This window comes from Methanobacteriaceae archaeon, assembly GCA_013403005.1.
Taxonomy (GTDB): domain Archaea; phylum Methanobacteriota; class Methanobacteria; order Methanobacteriales; family Methanobacteriaceae; genus Methanobacterium.
In genome coordinates this window covers 314,446-336,851 of sequence record JACBOA010000001.1, presented here as the reverse complement: position 1 = coordinate 336,851, position 22,406 = coordinate 314,446, and the positions used below count along the sequence as shown (strand labels likewise).

20 protein-coding genes are annotated in these 22,406 nt (G+C 38.1%); 8 read left to right on the top strand and 12 right to left on the bottom strand.

Going from position 1 to position 22,406, the window contains the following annotated elements:
• Positions 1-22: 22 nt before the first annotated feature.
• From HVN35_01610 to HVN35_01565, 10 genes are all read right to left on the bottom strand, one after another.
• Entirely contained in the window at positions 23-454 is a 432-nt protein-coding gene (locus HVN35_01610) for a DUF1284 domain-containing protein (protein ID NYB51250.1), read from the bottom strand.
• Between the two features lie 52 nt (positions 455-506).
• Positions 507-1,124: a biotin transporter BioY gene (locus HVN35_01605; protein ID NYB51249.1), complete on the bottom strand. Its 618-nt coding sequence runs from the start codon at positions 1,122-1,124 to the stop codon at positions 507-509.
• 373 nt (positions 1,125-1,497) lie between these two features.
• Entirely contained in the window at positions 1,498-2,865 is a 1,368-nt protein-coding gene (gene phrB, locus HVN35_01600; GenBank protein ID NYB51248.1) for a deoxyribodipyrimidine photo-lyase, read from the bottom strand.
• Between the two features lie 106 nt (positions 2,866-2,971).
• Positions 2,972-3,922 carry a DUF1722 domain-containing protein gene (locus tag HVN35_01595; protein NYB51247.1) on the bottom strand — a complete coding sequence of 317 codons (951 nt, stop codon included), beginning with the start codon at positions 3,920-3,922 and terminating at the stop codon, positions 2,972-2,974.
• 226 nt (positions 3,923-4,148) lie between these two features.
• Entirely contained in the window at positions 4,149-5,336 is a 1,188-nt protein-coding gene (locus HVN35_01590) for an MFS transporter (GenBank protein NYB51246.1), read from the bottom strand.
• A 192-nt stretch (positions 5,337-5,528) separates the two neighbouring features.
• A complete protein-coding gene (locus tag HVN35_01585) occupies positions 5,529-5,834 on the bottom strand; it encodes a helix-turn-helix transcriptional regulator (GenBank protein ID NYB51245.1) in 306 nt (101 codons plus the stop codon).
• Between the two features lie 501 nt (positions 5,835-6,335).
• A complete protein-coding gene (locus HVN35_01580) occupies positions 6,336-7,334 on the bottom strand; it encodes a tyrosine-type recombinase/integrase (GenBank protein ID NYB51244.1) in 999 nt (332 codons plus the stop codon).
• Between the two features lie 177 nt (positions 7,335-7,511).
• On the bottom strand, positions 7,512-9,023 hold the full coding sequence (locus tag HVN35_01575) for an ATP-binding protein (GenBank protein ID NYB51243.1): 1,512 nt from the start codon (positions 9,021-9,023) through the stop codon (positions 7,512-7,514).
• 423 nt (positions 9,024-9,446) lie between these two features.
• Positions 9,447-10,613, bottom strand: coding sequence for a DNA primase (locus HVN35_01570; protein NYB51242.1), 1,167 nt, complete (start codon positions 10,611-10,613; stop codon positions 9,447-9,449).
• Positions 10,614-10,697: 84 nt separating this feature from the next.
• Positions 10,698-11,114 (bottom strand): hypothetical protein, encoded by a 417-nt coding sequence (locus tag HVN35_01565; GenBank protein ID NYB51241.1) that lies wholly within the window; start codon positions 11,112-11,114, stop codon positions 10,698-10,700.
• 323 nt (positions 11,115-11,437) lie between these two features.
• Between HVN35_01565 and HVN35_01560 the strand changes: the two genes are divergently transcribed.
• The 6 genes from HVN35_01560 (at position 11,438) to HVN35_01535 (ending at position 15,537) form a co-directional block, all read left to right on the top strand.
• Positions 11,438-11,728: a DUF211 domain-containing protein gene (locus tag HVN35_01560; GenBank protein NYB51240.1), complete on the top strand. Its 291-nt coding sequence runs from the start codon at positions 11,438-11,440 to the stop codon at positions 11,726-11,728.
• 4 nt (positions 11,729-11,732) lie between these two features.
• Positions 11,733-12,410: an RraA family protein gene (locus HVN35_01555; protein ID NYB51239.1), complete on the top strand. Its 678-nt coding sequence runs from the start codon at positions 11,733-11,735 to the stop codon at positions 12,408-12,410.
• A gap of 153 nt (positions 12,411-12,563) precedes the next feature.
• Positions 12,564-13,634 (top strand): UPF0104 family protein, encoded by a 1,071-nt coding sequence (locus tag HVN35_01550; protein NYB51238.1) that lies wholly within the window; start codon positions 12,564-12,566, stop codon positions 13,632-13,634.
• 120 nt (positions 13,635-13,754) lie between these two features.
• Entirely contained in the window at positions 13,755-14,030 is a 276-nt protein-coding gene (locus tag HVN35_01545; protein NYB51237.1) for a hypothetical protein, read from the top strand.
• Positions 14,031-14,086: 56 nt separating this feature from the next.
• On the top strand, positions 14,087-15,022 hold the full coding sequence (locus HVN35_01540) for a transcription initiation factor IIB (GenBank protein NYB51236.1): 936 nt from the start codon (positions 14,087-14,089) through the stop codon (positions 15,020-15,022).
• Positions 15,023-15,273: 251 nt separating this feature from the next.
• Positions 15,274-15,537, top strand: coding sequence for a hypothetical protein (locus HVN35_01535; GenBank protein ID NYB51235.1), 264 nt, complete (start codon positions 15,274-15,276; stop codon positions 15,535-15,537).
• A 237-nt stretch (positions 15,538-15,774) separates the two neighbouring features.
• Here the strand turns inward: HVN35_01535 and HVN35_01530 are convergent, their stop codons facing one another.
• Together HVN35_01530 and HVN35_01525 are read right to left on the bottom strand one after the other, a co-directional pair.
• The gene (locus tag HVN35_01530; GenBank protein NYB51234.1) at positions 15,775-17,889 is read right to left on the bottom strand and encodes a phage holin family protein; all 2,115 of its coding nucleotides are present in this window, start codon (positions 17,887-17,889) and stop codon (positions 15,775-15,777) included.
• A gap of 307 nt (positions 17,890-18,196) precedes the next feature.
• Positions 18,197-19,048, bottom strand: a complete 852-nt coding sequence (locus tag HVN35_01525) for a metallophosphoesterase (GenBank protein ID NYB51233.1) — start codon at positions 19,046-19,048, stop codon at positions 18,197-18,199.
• Between the two features lie 257 nt (positions 19,049-19,305).
• Here HVN35_01525 and HVN35_01520 point away from each other — a divergent pair, with 257 nt between their 5' ends.
• The gene (locus HVN35_01520) at positions 19,306-21,312 is read left to right on the top strand and encodes an FUSC family protein (GenBank protein NYB51232.1); all 2,007 of its coding nucleotides are present in this window, start codon (positions 19,306-19,308) and stop codon (positions 21,310-21,312) included.
• A gap of 109 nt (positions 21,313-21,421) precedes the next feature.
• Positions 21,422-22,267, top strand: a complete 846-nt coding sequence (locus HVN35_01515; GenBank protein NYB51231.1) for an ion transporter — start codon at positions 21,422-21,424, stop codon at positions 22,265-22,267.
• Positions 22,268-22,406: the final 139 nt, after the last annotated feature.

Below are 22,406 nucleotides of genomic sequence, written 5' to 3'. Positions count from 1 at the left end.
TGCAATCAGGATATGATGAATTTTATAGAACTCTTTTCTGGAAATATAAACACTTATTTTTCCAAAAACAATTTGCACATATCTTTTTAATAGTCCGTGGGCTTAAATTCTTGGTTAAAGTTTTTATCTCATTCCAGGATACCAGGGATTCATGGTTAATTTCTAAATATTGAAGTAATAAATTATCCATAACCTTGATTCTGCTTTCAGATATGGGATCCAGATAACAGGTACCATTTGAAAGATGAGGACAATACCTGCATATGGAATCCGCGCCTCTGACAATCTTTAAAAAAGTAGAAGGATTATCTCGGAGTTTATGGACAATTTTTGCCATATTTGTCGTGAAATCCTTGCTGTAGCCGTGGCCCTGGAATCCTTGGATGCATAGGAGGTGATGGGCTCTGATCTCCACAGGCTCAGAAACAACGCCAATTTCGACGTTACCCACCATATTATTCTCCCTTTGAGACATCCTCTTAAATTTCCATAAACCTTCTTTTGGATTAATATCTATCTTTAGGCGTTATGGCCTTGGTTAAAGCAGCTGCTCCCCCTATTTTAACCAGATCTCCGAAAATAAAGGGTAAAAGACCCATGCTAATAATGGTTAAGATTGTGGGGAAGCTTCCCTTAACCAGGTACATCCATAATCCCAATCCTACTAAACCCGGGATATAAATTAGGGCGAAGTTAGCCAGGAGCATGAGTCCCAGCATCGGTCGGAAGTTACGGGAATGAGTGTATTTATCTGTGAAGTAGCCAAGGAAGAGTGCTGCAAGAATAAAACCTATTAAATAACCCCCTGTAGCGCCTAAAATAATTGTATAACCACCACTAAGTCCTGCAAACCAGGGAACACCCAATAAGCCCACTGCCAGATATATCACCTGGCTTATGCCACCCCAACAACGGCCCAGCACCACACCAGCCATTAAGACAGCAAAGGTCTGGGCAGTAATTGGTACCGGAGTCCAGGGTAGCGGTATGACAACTTGAGCCATTATTCCTGTAACACAGGCCATGAAAAATGCTATGATTAATTTATTAACTGTGGAGGTGTTTGATCTCCATTCAAATAATGAGTATCTCTTCCGGTAATATTTTTCAGTGCTGATTTCCATACATATCACTCTTTACTTCATGAAAATTTTCAATACTCCTACAATTCAACTTCTATTATGTTTTAAATGTGCATAGGACAGATATTAGTCTGATATTATGCTCTTATTAACTAACATCCTAATATCCTAGTAACTTTTAAAATACCGTGCAAAGCTTCAGTGAAGCTCCTTAACTTATTAGATGCAATGATGAATATATAACTTTTCTTAAAATGAAAACTTCCCAAACCCCTACTTGACTAGACAGATACTGTTTAATTCAATTCTTAAATGATTTTTACAGTTGGATTTATATATTGTTTATCCATATCCCCTAAATTAATCAATAACTCCTAATTTATAATAATAAATCCTAAATTCACCAATTTACTAATTAATCATCCATATCCGTATTATTCATCACATCTTCTATGCTATCAACATAAAGGTCTATTTTGAATTTTCTTTTAAGACCATTGGCATTCATGTAACGTACTTTTCCGTATATTTCCCTCTCCTTCCATGCACGGTCATGCTTTCCGAAACACCAGGCCACCCCTGCAAATCCATTAGGGTCCCGACCATCCAACTCATACTTATTATTGAGGGTAAGGGCAATCTGGTAAGCTTCTTCAGGTTCATTGGTCCATTCGAGAATTTTTTTACCCCAGTACATTCTCATATAACCATGCATTTTACCCTTATATCTCATCTCATTCTGGGCTGCATTCCAGTAGGGATCATGAGTTTCTGCATTTTCAAAGTCTTTAAAAGAATACAGGTATTCTCGTTTATCATTTCGGTGTTTCATTAGAGTTTTAAGAGCCCATTCTGGAAGACAATTCAAGCGATGATAATGTGGATTGTAATAAACGAAGTTCATGGCCAGCTCCCGCCTTATAATTAATTCTTCCAGATAAGCATTTTTACCAGGACTGTTGGTTTTTAAAACTTTGAGTGCGATGTAAAGAGGAGATATCTGACCAAAATGAAGGTAGGGACTCATATGGGACAGATAATCCCTGGTGGGATCATTTCTCTCTTCAAATTTATCGATCTTATTTTTAAGGAAATCATCAAGCAATTTAAGGGCATTTTCAGTGCCTCCTTTAAAATGTTCAACTGATTCGACTTTAGAATCAAGCCTCATCCTTTTCATGAGCCTATTCAAATTATCGAGAGTTATTGATTCAATATCCAGTTCCTGTGAGCTTTTTAGATGATTTTCCATTTTAAGTGGCACTAAAAAATCTTTTAGTCTTTTATTTATCTTTCTGCGGAGGGTGGCCGCAGAATATTCTTCTTTAGGTGAAGCGGTTTCAAGGGGAACCACCACATTGGTTTCTACCTGTTGCATGGGACACTTTACACTATCAATAACCATCTGAATCCATTCTCTTTGAATTTTAAGATATCCCTTATCAGTGATTAACATGGAAGCGTTTTCTGCTAACTCCCTGGCACCTTCAGGGGGTGAAACTAACTGAACCACCATCTTTATTCCCCTCTTTTCTAGGGAAATCTTGGTGTTTTGAAGTCCCTGAAGTAAGAAGGAGTAATGTCTCTTATTAGCCTCTGGAAAATCATTAGTTAAACCAAAATATACCAGTAATGGCTTTTTAAGATGATTAGCCTTCATTATGCTGTATTCCAGTGCATGGTTATAGTGTGAACGGGGAGATGCCTGCATCCAGTATAAAACATAATCCCCCTCCTGTACTGGATTCTCATTAAGTTTACTCAACCGTTGGCTTTGGATCATGTTCATCAACTTCCATAAGATAAGGAACACAAGAGAACTTTGGATAATACAAATGATTTTAGGTGGATATTGAAGATTTGAATTTAAAAATTGATGATAGTTTAAGTTAAATGAAGGTTATTTCCATGAGTTCATCAGGGTATGGTTCAAAGAAAGTCTGATCAGAAAGATATTCATTGTTAAAACGGATGATCCATGATTTAAGTAAGTTTTGAGTTACTAATAATGGTACTCTTCCCTGCCTGTATTTTTCCAATGATTCCAGGAAAAATGATTTCTCCTGGTGATGGAGATCCTTAGAGAAATGTCCCATAGCATGCATTAAAACATTGATATTGGCAGGTGGCAAAGGATCCTTAACAAGCATCTTTCTCATAATCTGTTTATATTTTTCAATTAACTCATTTAAAGAATTCTTTGAGGAATTAGCCACCAATCTGCCCAGTTTACGGGTATAAGTTTGACTGTAGGATAGGAATAATAACTTATTTTTCCGGTGGAAATTAACTAGGCTAGCGAAATCCCCATTTTCAACATTTTCCCGGAATTCTGCTAGGGTGTAAATTCGTGTCAGGTAATTTTCCCTTAAATATAGATTGCGCAGGCGGCCTTCATCCTCAACAGGGAGATAGGGAAAACTTTCAAAAACCTTTCTGGCGAACAATCCAACTCCATCTGTACGGGGTCTTGCTTTAGCCCCGGGAGGATAAACCTTAACTGCTTTAATACCGCAGGAAGGGGATTTATTTTTGAGGATGAACCCATCTACCACTTCGATAGAATTCAAAAAAGAATCTGCAAAGTATTCCATGTTTTCGGTGAAATCAGCACCTGTTGAAGGTTGGATTAGCATTATCTGATCATTATTTTCCTCCAGGTGAATAGGGTCCCGGGGTATGCCCAGTCCAATTTCCACCTCGGGACAAACTGGGATAAAATCCGCGAAGTTTTTAAGCTTTTCAACCAGGCTACTTTTGATGATAAGACCATTGTAACGACAGGCCTCGAATTCTATACATTTACTTGAAACCAGACACGGCCTTGGGAATTTCCTCAAAAAACAACAACCCCCCTAAATTTTAATGATGATTTTTCACAATCATACAATCATAATTCACAAATACTCCTGAATGATCTTAATTTTGAATCCTGAACCAGTTATACCTGAGCTTAGTTGTAACTATGTCCAAAACCCTATAAATAAATATCTTTGAGATAATTAATTATAAAGTCATTAAATGTGCTTTTTGAGTTTTAAATCAGTTTTTCTGGCCTGAATTACATCATGGGCGATGATTTCTGATTAATAGTAGAGGTAGGATTGCTATTATCTGCGTTAATACTGAAAAAATCACCATCAAACTGAGAGAGAAGTCATAAATGATTCCCATGGCAAAACTTCCTATGAACCATGAAACTCCATAAATTGTGCTGAATATACCATAGGCGGATCCTCTCCTATTAATAGGTGACATTCCCGCAACTGCTGCCCTCATAATGGATTCTTGGGCACCCATTCCCACTCCCCATAATACCATTCCCAGTAAAGCCAGGTTAAATCCACCCCAGAATACCAGTGGAGCGAAAAAGGCTGATGCCGTGACTGCCATGATTAAGGCCCACATTCCGATCTTATCAAAGAATCTTCCGAATATTAAAGCTGCCAGTGCATCCACACCCATGGCTACAGAATAAAAGATGGGGATCATTACTGGTGAGACTGTTTCTACCTTTTGGAAATGAAAAGCGATTAGGGGGAAATCAGCAAATCCAAGAGCAATGAAAATTACCCCCACAATGTAAATCCAGTATATTTTCATCAGTCCTTTTGTTTCCAGTTGGGGGACATTTATTTCTAAATCATGAGGGTTAGGGTATAAAAATCTTGAAGTAAGAAGTACGGTTAAAGCCAGAATTGCTGGTAGGAACAAAAATAGAAAGCTGGTTTGGTAATTACCATTCCAATACATAATCACCGCCACCAACAGAGGCCCTAAAATGGCTCCGATCTGATCCATGGCTTCGTGGAGTCCGAATCCCCATCCAGACCCAACCTGTGATGTGGCATGGGATAACATTACATCACGGGGTGGTGTGCGTATGGCTTTTCCCATTCTTTCAGCAATCAATAGAAAAGCTGCCATAGGCCAGTTTCCAGCAAAAGCAAGTAATGGTACTGCGATTAGGTTCACTGCGTAGCCGGTAATGGTCATAAACCAGTACCTTCTTGTTTTATCCGCCAGATATCCTGAGAGAAAACGAAGTGCGTAACCTATTAACTCTCCAAATCCAGCTACGAAACCTACTGCAGCAGCATTAGCACCCAGTAATGCCAAGTAGGGGCCAGTTATGCTGCGAGCACCTTCATAGGTCATGTCACCAAATAAGCTTACAATTCCCAATAGAACGATGAATTTGATGGAGTTGTTTTTTATACTATCCTTTGATAACTCAAAATTTAGTTTGAACATAAAAATTCCTCAATTTTTCCATGGAACCTAAGATCTTAAAGTCCTTAAAGAAATCCTTAAAGAAATCTAAATTCTTTAAATGGAATCTATAATCAATTGAATCTATAATCCGCTGCATCCTACTACAAACATCCATTATATTACCTTAGGCTCTGGTCATCTTCCAGGTGAGATCTAATCATCATAACCTCTCTAATCATCCATAACCTCATTTATTAGTTCATTGATTTTAACTCGAGATTCCTGAAGGATTTTCCTACCCTTAGATGTTATTTGGTAATATTTCCTTATTTTTCCGTTAACGTTCTCTTTTCTACATTTCAAAAACCCCTCGCTTTCCAGAGAGTGAAGTATAGGATACATTGTACCCGGACTGACTTTATAACCATGATTTTTAAGCTCTTTAATCATCTGCACTCCATAGATTTCTTCCTTGCTTGCATGGTAGAGTATGTGTATGCGGATAAATCCCAGGAAAAACTTTCGATTTAAAGCCATTTTTCTACTCCCACTACTTATTTGTACAACTACTGATCCCAGTACACCTATTAATTTATATCTAAATTCGATATCTATTTTCTATATTTAATATCAATATCGAGTATTGATTTCATTAGTTTTATACTTTTCCATTTTTAATTTTTACCCATGCACCCTGAAGAAAAAATCGTGAAATTAGCCTTTGCAAGCCTTTACAATTTATGTTTTTTATATATATTCCAGAACAAATTATTTATTAAAAAATTATTATAAATTAATAATTGATATAAAAGCTGCTTAAAGTTGAAAATTTGAGTTCAATAATAGAACAAATAATAAGATAAAAAAAATAAGATAAATATTAAAATAATAATACTTTTATATTAATAATTAATAAAATGTATTCTTATTAATGTTCTTTTTCATTAATATCATTATCCATATAATTTTTATGAATATTTTTAATGAATAGAATCTGTTTATGAAGAATTAATAACAAAAAAATTTGATGAAACAATTTTAAAGCAGTTTAGCCTTATCATAAACATTTTTAAGCGTTACCATATCTACACTGGTGTATATCTGAGTGGTGGATAAATTTGAATGGCCTAGAAGTTGTTGGATGGCGCGAATATCCACACCATTCTTTAAGAGGTGGGTGGCGAATGAGTGGCGGAGGATATGGGGAGTTACCTTCTTTTTTATACCTGCCACCCTGGCGTAATCTTTGATCATCATCTGCACATAGCGGGGAGTTAAATGATTACCTTTACGGTTTACAAAAAGGTATTCACTATCACAGGTTCTTTTTTGTAAGAATTCAATAAGCATTTCCCGGGTAGCATCATCGAAAAGAACTATCCTATCTTTTTCCCCTTTCCCACGTATTCTGATGGTTCTTTCATCCAAATCAACATGGTTTGTCTGCAGAGTAACCAGTTCTGAAACTCGCAACCCAGAAGAATATAAAAGTGCTAATATTAACTTATTTCGGAGTTTTAAAGATTCAGATGTGGGTGAAGATGAATCAACTGGCTCATAATTATCCAGTGCATGAATAAGGCTTTTTACTTCATCCTCGTTAAGGGATTTAGGGAGTGATTTGGTTCTTTTCGGAGTTTGAACCTCATCCAGGATGGTTATACCCCCAAATTCAAAGAATTTCTTAACTACCACAGTCACCAAATAAATATAATTCTGTGAAACATTCTTTTCACGCTTCAAATAACGAATATAACGTTTGAAACCTCTTAAAACCTGCCTTTCATCATTCAGATCCTTCTCATCTTTCAGGAAATTGTAGAAATTGTTTATGATTGACCGGTAAGTTTTGATGGTGTTATGGGAGTAGTTCCTTATTTCCAGTTCAAAAAGGTAATCTTCCATCATTTCTGGAATATCATATGCTTCCAGAAAATTCTCATCCTGCGGATAATTTGGAGTATTCCCCACAAATTTATGGATATCAGTGGGAGCACCATTGGATGATTTCCAGTTTCCCTTGGAATAGTGGTTCATGGTATCAATTGTTAATAATTATATTGTTTAAACCAGATTTCAGACTATTACTATATCAATATCATCATTTAAATAATTAAATCTTTTCATTTCTAGACCTAGTATTAGATAAATAGTATAATTTCATAATAAAGACTTTAAAAAAAGTTTAAAAAAATAATATCTAATACGTGAATTTTAAAGGTAGCTGCGGTCCACATGATCATTGGATACTCCTTTTTTCACAGAATGCTTCTTCTGTGAAGTTGAAAGATCTTTTTCCAGTGCCTGTTCAAATGATTGATAGCGTTCTAAGATCTGATCCTCTATGGATATGGCATTTTTTATGGCGAAAATTATGTGTCGTTCATCAATTAAAGAATCTCCTTCCATAACTGCCATATCACCAGCCATGCGAACAAGACCTCCCAGATCTCGAAGTCTTAAGGTTAGGGAATCCTTCTGGTCATCAATTATTTTAGCTCTTTTGCGTGCTTCTTCCACAATTAATTTTACGGCACTTAAGGTGGCATGTGGTATTTTTCCATCTATTTCGATCTCCTGAGCTACGAACTGAGCCATTTTTGCCTGGTTCTCCTCAGTATCCGGCATGGTAGTTTTCAGGAGTATTTCGTATCCTTCGCCCTGTATACGAGAACGTAAAGGCGGTAGTATGTGTTGAATGTCACGGATATTACAGGCACCTACAAATATGAAGTCACAGGGAACATCTTCTACTTTCACTGAACTTCCAGCGCTTTGAGGATTTCTACCCACAATAGGAAAGTACTTGTCCTGCATGGCACTTAATATGTATCGCTGCAGAGGAGCTATATGAACGATTTCATCAATAAAAAGAACTCCTTCATGGGCTTCGTGAACTGCACCAGGAACTACCCTTTCATAGGGTTGTGTTCCCAGATCAGGATGACCTCCATAGGGATCATGCCTTACATCTCCCAGTAATTCAGTTTCACTGGCCCCGGTGGCCTGGATGAAACTCTTCCGCTCCAGGGGGACTATTATATTTTTGGGTTTCTCCTCCACCATTTCTCTCCTTTTTTCAAGGGCGTGCTGATCCAAAATTTTGATCCGGTCACCATCTGCCCTTTCATAAATCACCACCTCTTCTCTACCCTGATGCATGCGAGTGGTGGTTACTCTGTCCTGGGGAACATTAACTGGCCCACTGTCCATTTCAAACATTCCTAAAAGGTCCCCCAGATGTTTTCTGCGGGCGTTGAGGTGTGAATATTTATCAGACCCGCAGTGGGGACATATGCTCTGGTAGGCGCTGGTATAGTTCTCACAATTGGAACATCTGAAACCTAAACGTTCGGCAACAATTTCTGGAACTTCCTGGGGAGTTACAATCTCACCTTCAGCCCTTTGCAGATCTTCTATTTCGTTTTCAATCTCCTTACGGGTTTTTACTTCCACAAATGGTCTTTCAGGCTGTTCTGGGTTGTTAACAACAGTAATTTCTTCCTGGGGCTTGGCCAGGTGAAAAGATATGGCTTGGGCTATGAGAGATTTCCCTATCCCCGGAGGGCCGACCAGTAAAAGATTTCTCCTTTGTTTGGCAGCAATTTTAACAAACTTTATGATGTCATCATGCCCAATAACTCTTTCCAAGGGATCTTTAGGAATTAAAATATCAGCAGTGCTTTCAATATCATTTAAAAACTCTTTCTTCATGTTAACATACATGATATCCCTCAATTTTTATTTTATCTAAAGGTTATGCACTGTGAAACTTTCCCACATCTAAAGTGTAGATAAATGGGTTCAATAAATTAATATGTTAGAGGAATTAAATAAATTCATTCCATCTGAACTAACTGATCCTTGTTTTACAAGCTATCTTGCTTACCATTGAATTGAAGTGGATGATAATAGTGAATTGGATTATTTAGTGAATTGTACTATTGTACTGGATGATAGTGCTGGATGATAAATAGGTAAGAGTCAAATTATTTTATACTGTAATTTAAGGATTACCAGGGAAAAAATCGGGAAATATTTAAAAAAAATGTTTTTGGATAACGATTTCAATCAGAATGTTATCCAATCTTTTTATCCCTAATTAAAGGATTATAAATTTAATTATTTAAATTTATTTAGTCTTTAGTCTCAGCGGGTGATGATTTTCAGTTGGCTGGGTTTTTTTACAACTTCGCTCATTCTCACTGCTACAATTTGTTTTATTCCTTTATCCTTGGCAATGTCAATGAGCCTCTGGCTGACCACACCATCAAATACCACTGCGTATGCTCCTTCACCCTGTAAGTTTTTCAGTTCTTCATACAGGGACTCTACTTTAACCTCTTTAAGGATGTTTAAAGCATCATCCAGTATCTCCGCATTACCAGAACCCTCCAAATCCTTAAGGATTCCTTTCAATAATTTGATTTTATCCGGAATTTTGTCCATGGCTGCTTTCTTTTCAACCTTTTCCTGTTTAATTCCCATATCATGGTATATCTGTTCAACAGGTATCTTGTCCCTTAAAGCCACCATAACTTCATCCTTGGTGAGGTCCTCTACTTCTTTACCGCGAGGAGCTCTGGTTACATAGTCCAATTCCCCGACTTGAAGAAGTTCTTTGAGAATCAGGTCTCCGCCACGGTCACCGTCTAAAAATGCAGTAACTGTTTTTTTCTTGGTTAGTTCTGCTACTGTTTTGGGAACGCTTACTCCTTCCACTGCAATGGCATTTTTCACACCATACCTCAGCAGGTTTAAAACATCGGCACGGCCTTCCACTACCAGAATAGCATCAGAGGATGCTACATTAGGACCGGCAGGGAGTTTATCATGACCAAAATCAGTGATTTCATGGATGCGCATGGCCTCTTTAACCTCTTCAATCATTTTGAGGCTTTCCGGGGTGACTTCCTCCATCATCCCCTTGTAAAGTTCCTTGGCTCGATCCACTACTTTCCTTCTTTTAACTGCCCGCACATCTTCCACTTTGTTAACCTGTATGTAGGCTTCGCAGGGTCCCACCCGGTTAATGGTTTCCAGTGAAGCAGCTAAAATAGCTGTTTCCACCCGATCTAAACTGGATGGGATTACAATTTCCCCCTTGGACCGGCCTGCTTTGGAGTTGATATTTACTTTGATTCGACCGATCCTGCCTGTTTTTTGCAGTTCTCTTAAATCAAGATCATTACTTAAAAGTCCCTCAGTTTGTCCGAATATGGCTCCCACCACATCCGGTTTTTCCACAATTCCGTTAGCATTTATCTGAGCATGAATAAGATATTTAGTTGTACTGATTTCTTCTTTAGTTCCCATTTTTTGGGCCTCCATCAATGCATAGATACTACTGATAAAATGAGGCTAGACAATAAGCCTGAAGATCAATATCTGGGAATACTATTAATGATAGTAATACCATTTCACACCAGATGGGTTTTCTTCAAGTTCCAATTGTTCCATATGCCGAGGGAGGCTCTCAATATCCTTAATAAAACGACGAGTAATCCCCATGATTATCCTTCTGAAGCGAAGGTCTGGATGAGAACCAAGACTTTGAATATCCTCTGAAAGTCTTTTGGCAAGTTGATTGCCTTTGCGATCAAAGTCTGTTAATATGACCACTCTTGGTGATAGAGCCGCTACTTCTGCAATTTCAAAGAGTTTGAGTCCTGAACCAGAAACTTTTATGAAATTTCCATTTACTCCCAGTTCCTTTAAGGCCTTTTCATCCTTTTTGCCTTCAATTAGAACTGGAATTCCCTGATCCCCACAGATCTTAAGCTCTTCGATTATATTGAACAATTTAATAAAACTCATGATTAGCCCTATTCTGGTGCTATGTAAGTATCTATGTTTAATATGCATTATCTCCTATATAAAATTGAAGTAAATAGCCATACTTCTTTCCCACTAAAATTGTTGGAATTACCATATATTGAAGAATATAACGGACTAGATTTTTTTTATGGAAAACAGGAGAATATAAACTATAACAGAATGTTTAGGCTTTGTTTAACCATTTAAAACTGTTTCACTTGAGCATAAAGTTTTATAATATATTTAATAAAGAATTTATACAAGCAAATACAGATGCAAAATGAAACTAAAATATTGATGAAGAAATAACTGGAGGACCTAAATTGGCAAAAGGTCTTATAAGAATAGTTTTAGACATATTAAAGCCCCATGAACCTACTTTGCCTCATTTTGCTAAATTTTTAAGCGAAGTGAATGGTGTGGAAGGAGTTAACGTTACCCTAATGGAAATTGATAAGGAAACTGAAAACATTAAAGTTACCATGCAGGGTAACGATCTGGACTTTGAGGAGATAAGTAAAGCCATAGAACAGTATGGTGGTTCAATTCACAGTGTGGACGAAGTAGTCGCCGGTAAAACCATGGTTGAGGAAGTTACAACTCCACAGGACTGATTTCATGGCCAAAAAATTGGAAGTTTCCCCTAATTTATTATTAAAAAAGTTTTCATCCCAAAAAAATTCTGAAAAGATTGATTTTAAATTGGAAGGTATGGATATTAGCACTTCACAGATTTCAGATGCATTAAAGAATCTAACTGGTAAAGACGGAGTTATACCTCAAGTGAAACCTGTTAAAAATAATTTGAAGATTCAGGGAAGAGTGGTTACTGTTAGTACCAGACAGGATGATTGGGGAACTTCACTTAAAGCCATTGAAACTGCCAGAGAAGGGGAAATTATTTTCATATCCTGTGATGGGGATGACGTAGGAGTTTGGGGTGAACTATTTTCCACCTACTCCCAGGAGAAAGGTCTGGGAGGTACCGTGATTTATGGTGCAGTAAGAGATGTTAAAGCAATTCGCGACCTTAATTACCCGGTTTTTTCCCGCAGTATAGTTCCCAATGCAGGTAACCCCAGTGCTGAAGGAGAAATTAACATCCCTCTGGACTGTGGAGGAGTTTTAGTTAACCCTGGAGACTGGGTTTTCGGTGATGATTGTGGTGTGGTTTTAGTGCCTGAAAATCTTTTAAAGAAGGTAATAAACGAAGCCAGGAAAATAAAACAAAAAGAAGAAGAAATACTGGGCCTAATTCAGGAAGGTGCATTATTGTCTGATATTTTAGGTATTTAAGGGAATTATTTATGAATTTTTATTCGATATTTGAGACTTGATTTAAATGGTTTTAATCCGTCAACGGAACTTTATTAATAATAATCATAAACAATCAAATTTGTAAATAATATGTTTAAGGATTAATTGACTAAAATTTTTTTAGAGGTTTTCATGGAAGACACATACGCAGTTATTAAGAAGCATAAATGGAAGATCTTGGCCACTTTTGGGGTGGCTGCATTTATGATCTTTGCCATGACCTTCCTAATAGGTTTCAATGATGTTCTTGACACCTTAAAGAAGGCTAGATGGGAGTGGGTTCTCTTAAACTTTGTAATGGAAGCCGGAATACTCATTGCATGGACTGCAAGGTGGAAAATAATACTGGACGTGGTAGACACATCTCCCAAATTCACCACAGTCATGATGATGCTCTTTGCCAGCTTATTTGGAAACAATGTTACACCCAGTGCAGCCGGAGGAGAACCCCTGAGAGCATTTTTATTAAAAGAAGTTGAAGGAACACCATTTGAAATAGGATTCGCATCATCCACAGCAGACCGTGTCTTTGAATTCCTACCATTTGTACTTATATCCATCATAGCAGCCTTATTCTTGTTAAGCTGGGATATTCCACCGGTAACCCGCATATTCGTAGTTGCCATGATCATAGTTTCCATTACCCTATTTGGAATACTCATCTACGCCGGCCTTAATAAAGAAATTACCCAAAGAATTTTAATATCTCTCGCTAGATCCATCTATCCCACTGTAATGCGCTTAACCAAAAAAGACATATCCTTCGTTGAAATAAAAGAAAAAATCATCTTCTACATTAACCGATTTTCAAGGGGATTTCTCACTGCCCTACAGGATCGTAAAGTATTCATAATGGCTTTTTTACTCTCCTTTGCCATGTGGGGTTTTGATATGCTTAGGATGTACGTTTGTTTTGGATCTTTAGGAGTTTACCCTCCCATTCTACCCCTGGTGATCATATACACCATTGGAATATTGATTTCTCTTTTACCTTTACTTCCAGGTGCTTGGGGAATACGGGAAGCTACTTTAATCGCTCTTTTCGCTGTGGTGGGTGTTTCAGCAGATGTGGTAATGGCTGCCAGCCTAATTGATCGTCTGGCAAGCTATATAGTTCCCACCATAATTGGTGCTGTTGCTGCCCTCTATTACAGCCGCAAAGTTAAAAATAAAAGTGTTAACCCACTACCAGCCGATTTATAGAAATTTGATAGTGAATATAAGAATACTTTTAGTGATCTTTATTATAAATCTATCGAAACATTTATATACTAATTCTGAAAGAATAGTTACAAACATATATAAGATTTTCGGTTTTAGTGCATGAAGAAACTTGGTAATATACTGCATCTCTCCAACAGAGGGCGAATTATACTTCGATCACACCAAACCCCTGCCTTGGGATTGTCAGTTTTTAACTCCCATCATAAGAAAGTTGGTTATATTCATGATGTTTTCGGACCTACCAAAGATCCATACATTTCAGTGAAAATTCATGCAAAAAATTCTAAAAACTTTGAAAACCGAGTTGGAGAGACACTTTATGTACCTAAACAAAGTAAGAAGAAATGGGGGCGACGGAAACGAAGCAAGAATTAGTTGAAAAGGTTCCTGAAATCACTAAAGAAAAGAGGGAAGTTTCAGGGAAAGAACAGATGAAGCAGGACATGTCTGAGATTGAAAAAATCGAGACAAAATGTCCTGAATGTCAGTCTGAGAAGATTAACAATGACCCTGAACGTGGAGAAATTGTTTGTGGTGCATGCGGCCTGGTAATCGATGACAACCTGGTGGACATGGGGCCCGAGTGGAGGGCTTTTGACCATGAACAGCGGGATAAAAGAACCAGAGTAGGAGCACCAATCACCTACACCATACACGACAAGGGTCTTTCCACCATGATTGACTGGAGAAACAAGGACATTTATGGTCGTGACATACCTGCCCGTAACCGAGCCCAATGGTACCGGCTCAGAAAATGGCAGCGTAAAATAAGGATTTCCGGGGCAACAGAACGAAACCTGGCCTTTGCACTCAGTGAACTGGACCGCGACTCCTCTAGACTGGGACTTCCCAGAAGCGTTAGAGAAGCAGCATCAGTGGTGTACCGTAACGCAGTGGAGAACAAGCTCATCAGAGGAAGAAGCATAGAAGGAGTGGTTGCCGCATCACTATACGCAGCCTGCCGGAGATGTAACGTTCCCAGGACCCTGGATGAAATTGCGGAAGTTTCCAGGGTCAGTAAAAAGGAAGTGGGCAGAACCTACCGTTTCCTCACCAGGGAACTGAACATTAAACTACCACCCACCAGTCCAGTTGACTATGTTCCACGTTTCGCCAGTGAACTGAATCTATCAGGAGAAGTTCAATCCAAAGCCATAGAAATCATAGAAAAAGCCATGGAAAAAGGTCTGACCTCCGGGAGAGGGCCTACTGGAGTGGCTGCTGCTGCATTATACATTGCCTCAGTACTCTTAGGTGAAAGGAAAACACAACGTGATGTGGCAGATATAGCTGGAGTAACTGAAGTTACAATCCGTAACCGTTACAAAGAGCTCACAGAACAGTTAGATATGGGTGTAACACTCTAATAAATAGTTTTTTTAGAAATATAAGTGAATTTGTGGATTTATCCAGAAAGGGATTGATCCTACTTTTCACACATTTTTTATTTTCCGTAAAGTATTTTCATGAGGATACATGAATATATAATGAACTAGTAAAATTTGAAAAAATTGAATTTTTTATGAATAAAAAATCAGTTTTTGAATAATATTGAATCATATTTCAGCTAAATTATTCATAATACATTTTTATTCTAAAAAAATAAGGAGATCATATTATGTCTATAGATTTTTATAAGAAAATAATGGAAATATCAAAGGTAATGGAAGAAAAAGGTGACGGAATCAGCTACATTCGCAATAAAAGTGACAATTACACCATTGGAACCAAAAAATACAGTGAAGAAATAGCCAAATATCTCGATGAAAACCTGGAATCATGGGAAGGTAGTGAAGCTCATTTATCCAAAAAGAAAGGAAAAAATAAACAGTTAAATGGTAAGAAAGTTGGTTACCTGTGGAAAATTCCTGTACCTGAATAATTTAACCCTTCTTTTTTTCTAATTGTAATAATTTTGAAATTCTGCTTATTCCCATAAACTCAAGGCATGTTTATTTCATCTCTACTTTCAATAATTTCTTTTCTTTTAAAAAATTCGTTATTAAATATCGCTATTAAATAATTTCTGTAGAAAAATGTCTGTAGAAATAATAATAAAGCATTTAATAGCATTTGAAGCCTTTTGATTATAGATACGGAAATAAGAAAATTGAATGGTTTATAACCGTTTAAGCTGTTTTTTAAGAATTTTATATAAATTTTCAGCACCCACGATTTCTTCAGAGCCCATATCCCAATCTGAGGGGTACATTATAAAGGGTTGAGTTTGTTCACCACCCAATCCACCGTGACTGCCCACTAATTCCTCAAAGGCAGCTACTTCATTATTTTCCTCATCGTAAAAGCTGTTCACCAGAATATCTGGAGCATACTTGAAACTATCTGTACGTAGAAGATGTTTATTTGCTCTTGGCCCGAAGGGAGTTAAGGGGTCTTTTCCCTCCAGGAAACCATCTTTAAGGTAATTAATGCCCTCCCTTCCCATGGCTAGGGGGCCCTGCTTTTTAGAGTGAACCATTATAAATCCAATACCTTCATGTTGCACTAAACCGGGAATTAGATCTGGATAGATGGTTTTTATCTGTTCAAAGGTTAATCTGTCCTCATAGTCTGTGAGATAGATGAGTCCCAGGTTTCCTGATGCCAGTACAATTACCTGCGCTTCCTCAGAAGTTGCCTTCTTTTTGGGAGGCATTTGACCTATTTCATGTCGCTGCAGATACTCCAAAACCTTACCCTTTATTAATGGAGCCTCATCAGCTGTTTTAACTGCTTTATAGAAAATATTTTTACTCTCATCAGCAACTCTTTCCCCTTTAACCCTCATAAATCGCTTACCATCTTCAATGGGGTCCTGGATAGCCTGCCCGAAATGGTCTTCATTGGAGGAGAGCTCACTGTAAATCATGGCCTCTGGAGGGATTAAATCACGTACCAAGTCTTCCAGTGTCTGACCATACCTCTGCAGGAAAGTAGCTCCATTGGTCTGACCGTGATCAGACTGAACCACCAGTTGGTAGGGACGTGGAGCGTATTTACGGGCATTTTCCAGGCGGTGAAACTGCTTGTCCAATTTTTTAAGAGCATAAAAAGCATCCCAATCCCTTGTTCCCGAATGATGGGCGATTTCATCATATCCCAGGTAGGTTACGTAGGCAACATCCACCTCCCCCTCTAGCATGTCACCGATAAGCACGGCAGTGGTCACCTCCCTTAAGAATACATTGGCACCAGCCCTTACAAATGGATAAATAAACCCTCGCCTTATGCGGGGTCTGACGTTCTTGGCCCAGTGTAAGATTTGGGATGTGAAATCCAAAAGAACATCCCATAGGAATAAGGCCACAATACGGGCGAAATTGGAGGGGTAGGAGTATACATAGTACCAGGCACGGGTGTAAAACCGTCCCAGATTTTTAAGTTGACTGTAGGTGAATATGACATCAGCAGCATCTCCAGAGAAAAGGTTGGTTCTGCTGGCCCCCTGACACACTAAAAGCCCGTTACCATCGGAGATTCTCTCCTCAATTATGGGGGCATCAGACAGTCCTGTGGAAACCATTATTTTATTATTTTTATCCTTTTCCACCCACCTGAAGGCGGGAATGTTGTGGTTGTTCCCGTGGAGTATTCCTGCCTGACTGGCACCTGTCTGACTTGACAGGTCGGTTTCCCAGGGGATGATTTTGTGGGTTCTCTCCTCCAACCATCTTTTAAGGGTGGGCATGGTGCCTTTTTCTATGGCTTCATTTAGAATGTTATAAGCCAGACCATCTATTTCCAGGAATATAACTCCAGTTTTTTCTTTAAATTCGATTTTTCCTTTTTTAGCTTTGCGGATGACACTGCGGTAATAGGTGGCATCATCATCAATGGTGAGAATTGCGGATAGTATGGCGGTGACTGCTGCCATGGCAATGGGTGTGAGTATTAGGGCAGGTCCTTCAATGGTGAATCCCTCCACAAAGTTACTGGCCAGCCAAATTAAAAATCCGTTTAAAAGGAGTGCCCCTATCCCCACTGTAAATACCATGAAGGGTAGTAAAAATCGGGCCATTAAAGGCCAGAAAATAGTATTTAAAAGTCCCACCATGCCTGCGACTATAAAGGCATTGGCCCAGCTGTCAAAATTCAGGCCCACTGAGAAGTAGTCTATCACTACAAAACCTAAAAATCCGCCCACCCACATTACCAGGGTGCGGGCTAACCAGTAGAACTTGGAATGATCCTGAATATCCTCAAACCAATCCCATGAATCCTGTTCCCCACTCATAAACTTTTATTCCCCTTTAATTCATCCATAACCCATCACCTTTAATAACCATACCCTGTACTGTCTTTATCCACGTATAAAACCTTCACCTTTAATTCACTAATAAACCCAGTATTCTATTATCTACATATAAAACCTTAATCACCTTTAATTCACTGATAAACCCGGTATCATGTTATCTACCTATGAACCCTTTTCTAAATTTATTATATCAAATCTAAATCCCTTCTTAAATTGAGAATTATTTGATTTTTTTTTTACAAGTAATTATGAATACAATAATTATGAAACTAAGCACATCTGAAGGTTAATGCTCTTCTGGTGATTTTAATTGGAAAATGGTGATCTCCGGGTCGCAATTGATTCTCAGCCAGAAAATGTTGGTTCCCAGTCCCCTGCTGGTGTACTGGACCATGTCACCTACCTGGTATTTGCCTGCAGGATATTTTAAAAAGTGCGGGCCCCGGATGAATGTCCCCAGACCTGGAATTAGGAATTGACCACCATGGGAGTGGCCTGAGATTTGCAGACTGAAACGTCCAGTGGTGGAACTGATATCTGCAAAGTCCGGTTCATGAGCCAGTAGTATGGCTGGTCCATCCTCTGGAAGTTTTTCCATAACCAGGTCCAGCCGGTGCTTCTCAAGCATCACACTATCCACCCCAGCTATATGCAGAGGAGCTCCTTGGTGATAAATGGTGAAAAAATCATTACTAACATCGATTATACCGCATCTTCGCAATATTTCACGTATCCTGGGAGCACCTAACCAGTGGTCATGGTTTCCCAGAACTGCTATAGTGTATTCCTTTGGTTTCAACCTTTTTAAGGAATTTTCAAGGTCACAAGCCACCTCGTCAAGTATGTAGGATACGAAATCACCAGTAATGGTTATGGAATCTGGTTTTTCTTTATTGAGAAGATCTATAACCCCATTAAGATGTTCAGGGGTGATCCACTGCCCTAAATGAATGTCAGAAATATTTCCCAGGCGGTAATTATGAAATGAGGGGTCGAGATCTGGTATGGTTACCTCTACATGCTCTATCCGGAAGTCTTGGTGGTTAAATTCCGGATTTCCTATTTTATGACGCCAGTGATTCATGCCCCTCTGCACTTTTTGCATGTATTTCAGCACATTTGGATCCTTCTCTTTCATTATAAAAACCTTAAACCAATTATGGATTTGGAAAACATGAATACTATGTAGAAGTTTATGTTGCTAGTGCATTATAATATTATTTTTTAAATCTAAAAAGAAAGAGATTATTTTTTTAGGAAATAATCATTGGTTAAACAAATATCTAGATATTTTAGAAGTTATAATAATATATTTAAATCATATAAATGAATACATACATGTGTTTTTGGATAGAAAAAATCTAGATGGGTTTATTAAAAATTGAGGTTGTATGGATGGAGAAGAAAGGTTTCATGGGGAGGTTGAAAATACTATCCAGACCCACTGGTAAACCCCAGTGGAAATTAGCAGCCAAATCAATAATCTTAATATTTCTAGCTGCTTTTGTAGCTAAATTCTTAAGTTTTGATAAGGGAATTGGTGCTATACTTTCTATCACCCTTTTAGCGAGCATAATTATCGACCTGCCACTGCCTCTCCGTAAAGTTGTTCCCCTGGCCCTAATTGGGTTTTTGATGACATTTTTGGCTTTTATTAGTGCTTATCTGGCTCTAAGCAGCCTGCCAGTTTTCCTGTTTTTCACAGTAATTTGGGCTTTTTTCAGCCTTTCCCTGTACATATTTGGCGAAACAGCAGGTATTTTCGGTTTTATGATATTTATCTCCTATTTCGTGGCAGTTGTTATGGTTAACAGGGAAGCATCGGCCCTGGAATGGGGACTGTATGTAGTTTTAGCCTATCTAGTTAGCTCCATTCTCTTCATCCCTAAGATCATAGGAAGAAAGAGAAATATTCTGAAAATGGTCTCATCTCCTTTTGTTCCGGACACATCCCTGGAGAAGGTTTTATACATGAGAACTAATTTATCAGGTGTTCCGCTTGATGAGAGAGATTATGTGCTCTTCCATCTTGGCGAGTATCTGGCAGGGTTCAGAAGTTACAGTAAACTGGTGTTATCCCGCTTGTCAGGTAAATCAAAGGAATTATTTCAGAGCTTTTTAGATTCAGTCAATGAGGCCAGTTTAGAGATAGCTTCTAGCATCACTGGCCAGCAGAAAACCGTAAGCCTGGAGATGGTGGATGAAAGAATAGATAATTTAAAGAAATATCTTGATTCAAGAGATCCCAACTCAAATACATTAATAGAAATATCAAAGGAAATTAAATTCTTACTCAAAAGGTCCGATGAACTTTTACTTGCCAAATATCCCTCCCATAGAAAAAAGAAAATATCTCAACCAGGTAATTCTTTAAAGGAAGTTTTAAGAGCTAATTTTAATCTGAAAAATATGTACATTCGTCATGCCCTGAGGTTCTCCCTGGCCATGACACTGGGACTTTTAGCTGTTTACCTATCCCATGACAGGGATGCCATCTGGATTACCATGGGAATTTTAATAATCATCAAACCAGATGTAACCAGCACTCTGAACAACATCCTGGTAAGGGTTTCCTTTAATGCGGCAGCCATTCTACTGGCAATTCTAATGGGATTCTTATTCCCCCATGAACTACTCCTGGTCATAGCTTTTTTAATGCTCTTTTTCTTCAGAGCATTCTATCCCCATTATATGGGTCTTTCTGTCATGGCTCTTTCGGTTTTTGTGGTGTTGATTTGGCCCACCGGTAGTGTGTGGGAAAATGCTCTAGCCCGAATTATGGACATATCCCTTGGTGCAATTATTGCCTTCATCTGCGCCTATGCTATTTTACCCAGCAGAGTCCGGGTTAACCTTCCCCAACAGATGGCCCGAACCATCCGCAGCAACAAAAAATATGCAGAGGCAGTTCTTCCCAGCAGTGGGAAAACTTACAGACACCAAAAAGCAAGCGCCGCCTTCAGAGATTACATGTTAGAAGAAAAAAACCTGGAATCTGCCATTAAAAAGGTAGAAGATACCTTTGATGATGTTGAAGATGATGTGTTAATATACAATGAATTATTTGCTGCTAATAGGAAATTAGCTGCCGATATATTTGCAGTGGCTACTTTAATTGAATCTAGTGGATCCATACCTGATTTTACACTCTCGAAGGAACAGTTAAGTAATGCTTTAAGTGAAATGGCTTTATCTGTTGATAAAAATGTTATACTCCCTAAAGCCACTATAAATAAGTTTTCTCACAGTTTAAAACCAGACCCACAGATAAAGATAGGGGATGTTAATAGAAGTCTTGAAAACTATCTAAACTGGATAATATCTGATGTGAAGTATCTGCAGGAAGTGGTGGAGTCCGCAATTAAATTAGGAGCCCTTAAAAGGTACCGGAATATGACCTAGACTGATTAAGGACTCCTCTAACTTGACAGCTGGATGGATAATCTAAATAAAAAAATAAAATCCTACCGAATCACAAGAATTATTTAATGACAGGATATAAATTAGAATTATGAATGATGATATTGGCCGGAAGATAGAACTTTTAATGGAAATAATATTCATTATATTTATCTTCCTGGATTCATTCCTGCTTTTTATAAGTGTTTTACTGCCCCTGCGCCCTTCTGGATTTATGGGCATCATATATATGGACTTGTTAACCAGCATGCTGCTCTTTTTAGGTTATGCAATTAAAATGCGCAGGCAGAATAAAAAAATATTTGTGAGAAGGAATTGGAATGGGATAATATCCGTAACACCCTTTTATTTCATTGGAATTATCCTCCTGGGTATGAGTGAATCATCAATCATCCTGAAAGTCCTAGTTTTAATCAAGACCTTGGCACTTTTAATGTCTGCCCGCCAGGTTGGCAGATCTGTTGATGAGTTTGTAGAACGCAGCAAACTGGTCTACGGATTTTCATTCTTTGTAATTGTGCTTTTATTCAGTTCAGTTGCTTTTTTTGTAATAGAAAGCGGGGTTAACCCCGAAGTATCTACTTATGAGGACTCATTATGGTACGTGATCCAGACCATTACCACTGTGGGTTACGGTGATGTGGTACCCGCTACCCAGTGGGGACGTTTAATTGGAGTGATTGCCATGGTGAGTGCCATTGGAATATCCAGTCTGCTAACTGCTGCCACCACCTCATCTTTAATGGATAAATTACGTCAGGAGAGGCAGGAAATGGCAAAAAATACCGTTGATTATGTTAAAAATATTGAAAAAAAAATTAATGGTCTGGAATCAATAATGGCAACAGATAAAAATGTTGAAGACATTAAGAAGGATATAAATGATATTAAATCAGAAATGAATGAAATCAAAAAACTTTTAGAAAAAAATGAATAAAAAAATGGGAAAATGATTTATTAATTTTGATTTTTTTCCGATGGATTCCATCAATTTATTCTTTGGGTCTAGATCTACTTTTTTTCAAATAACTGGAGTAACTGTTCACGTACCTAGATCACTGCATAACCACTCTAAT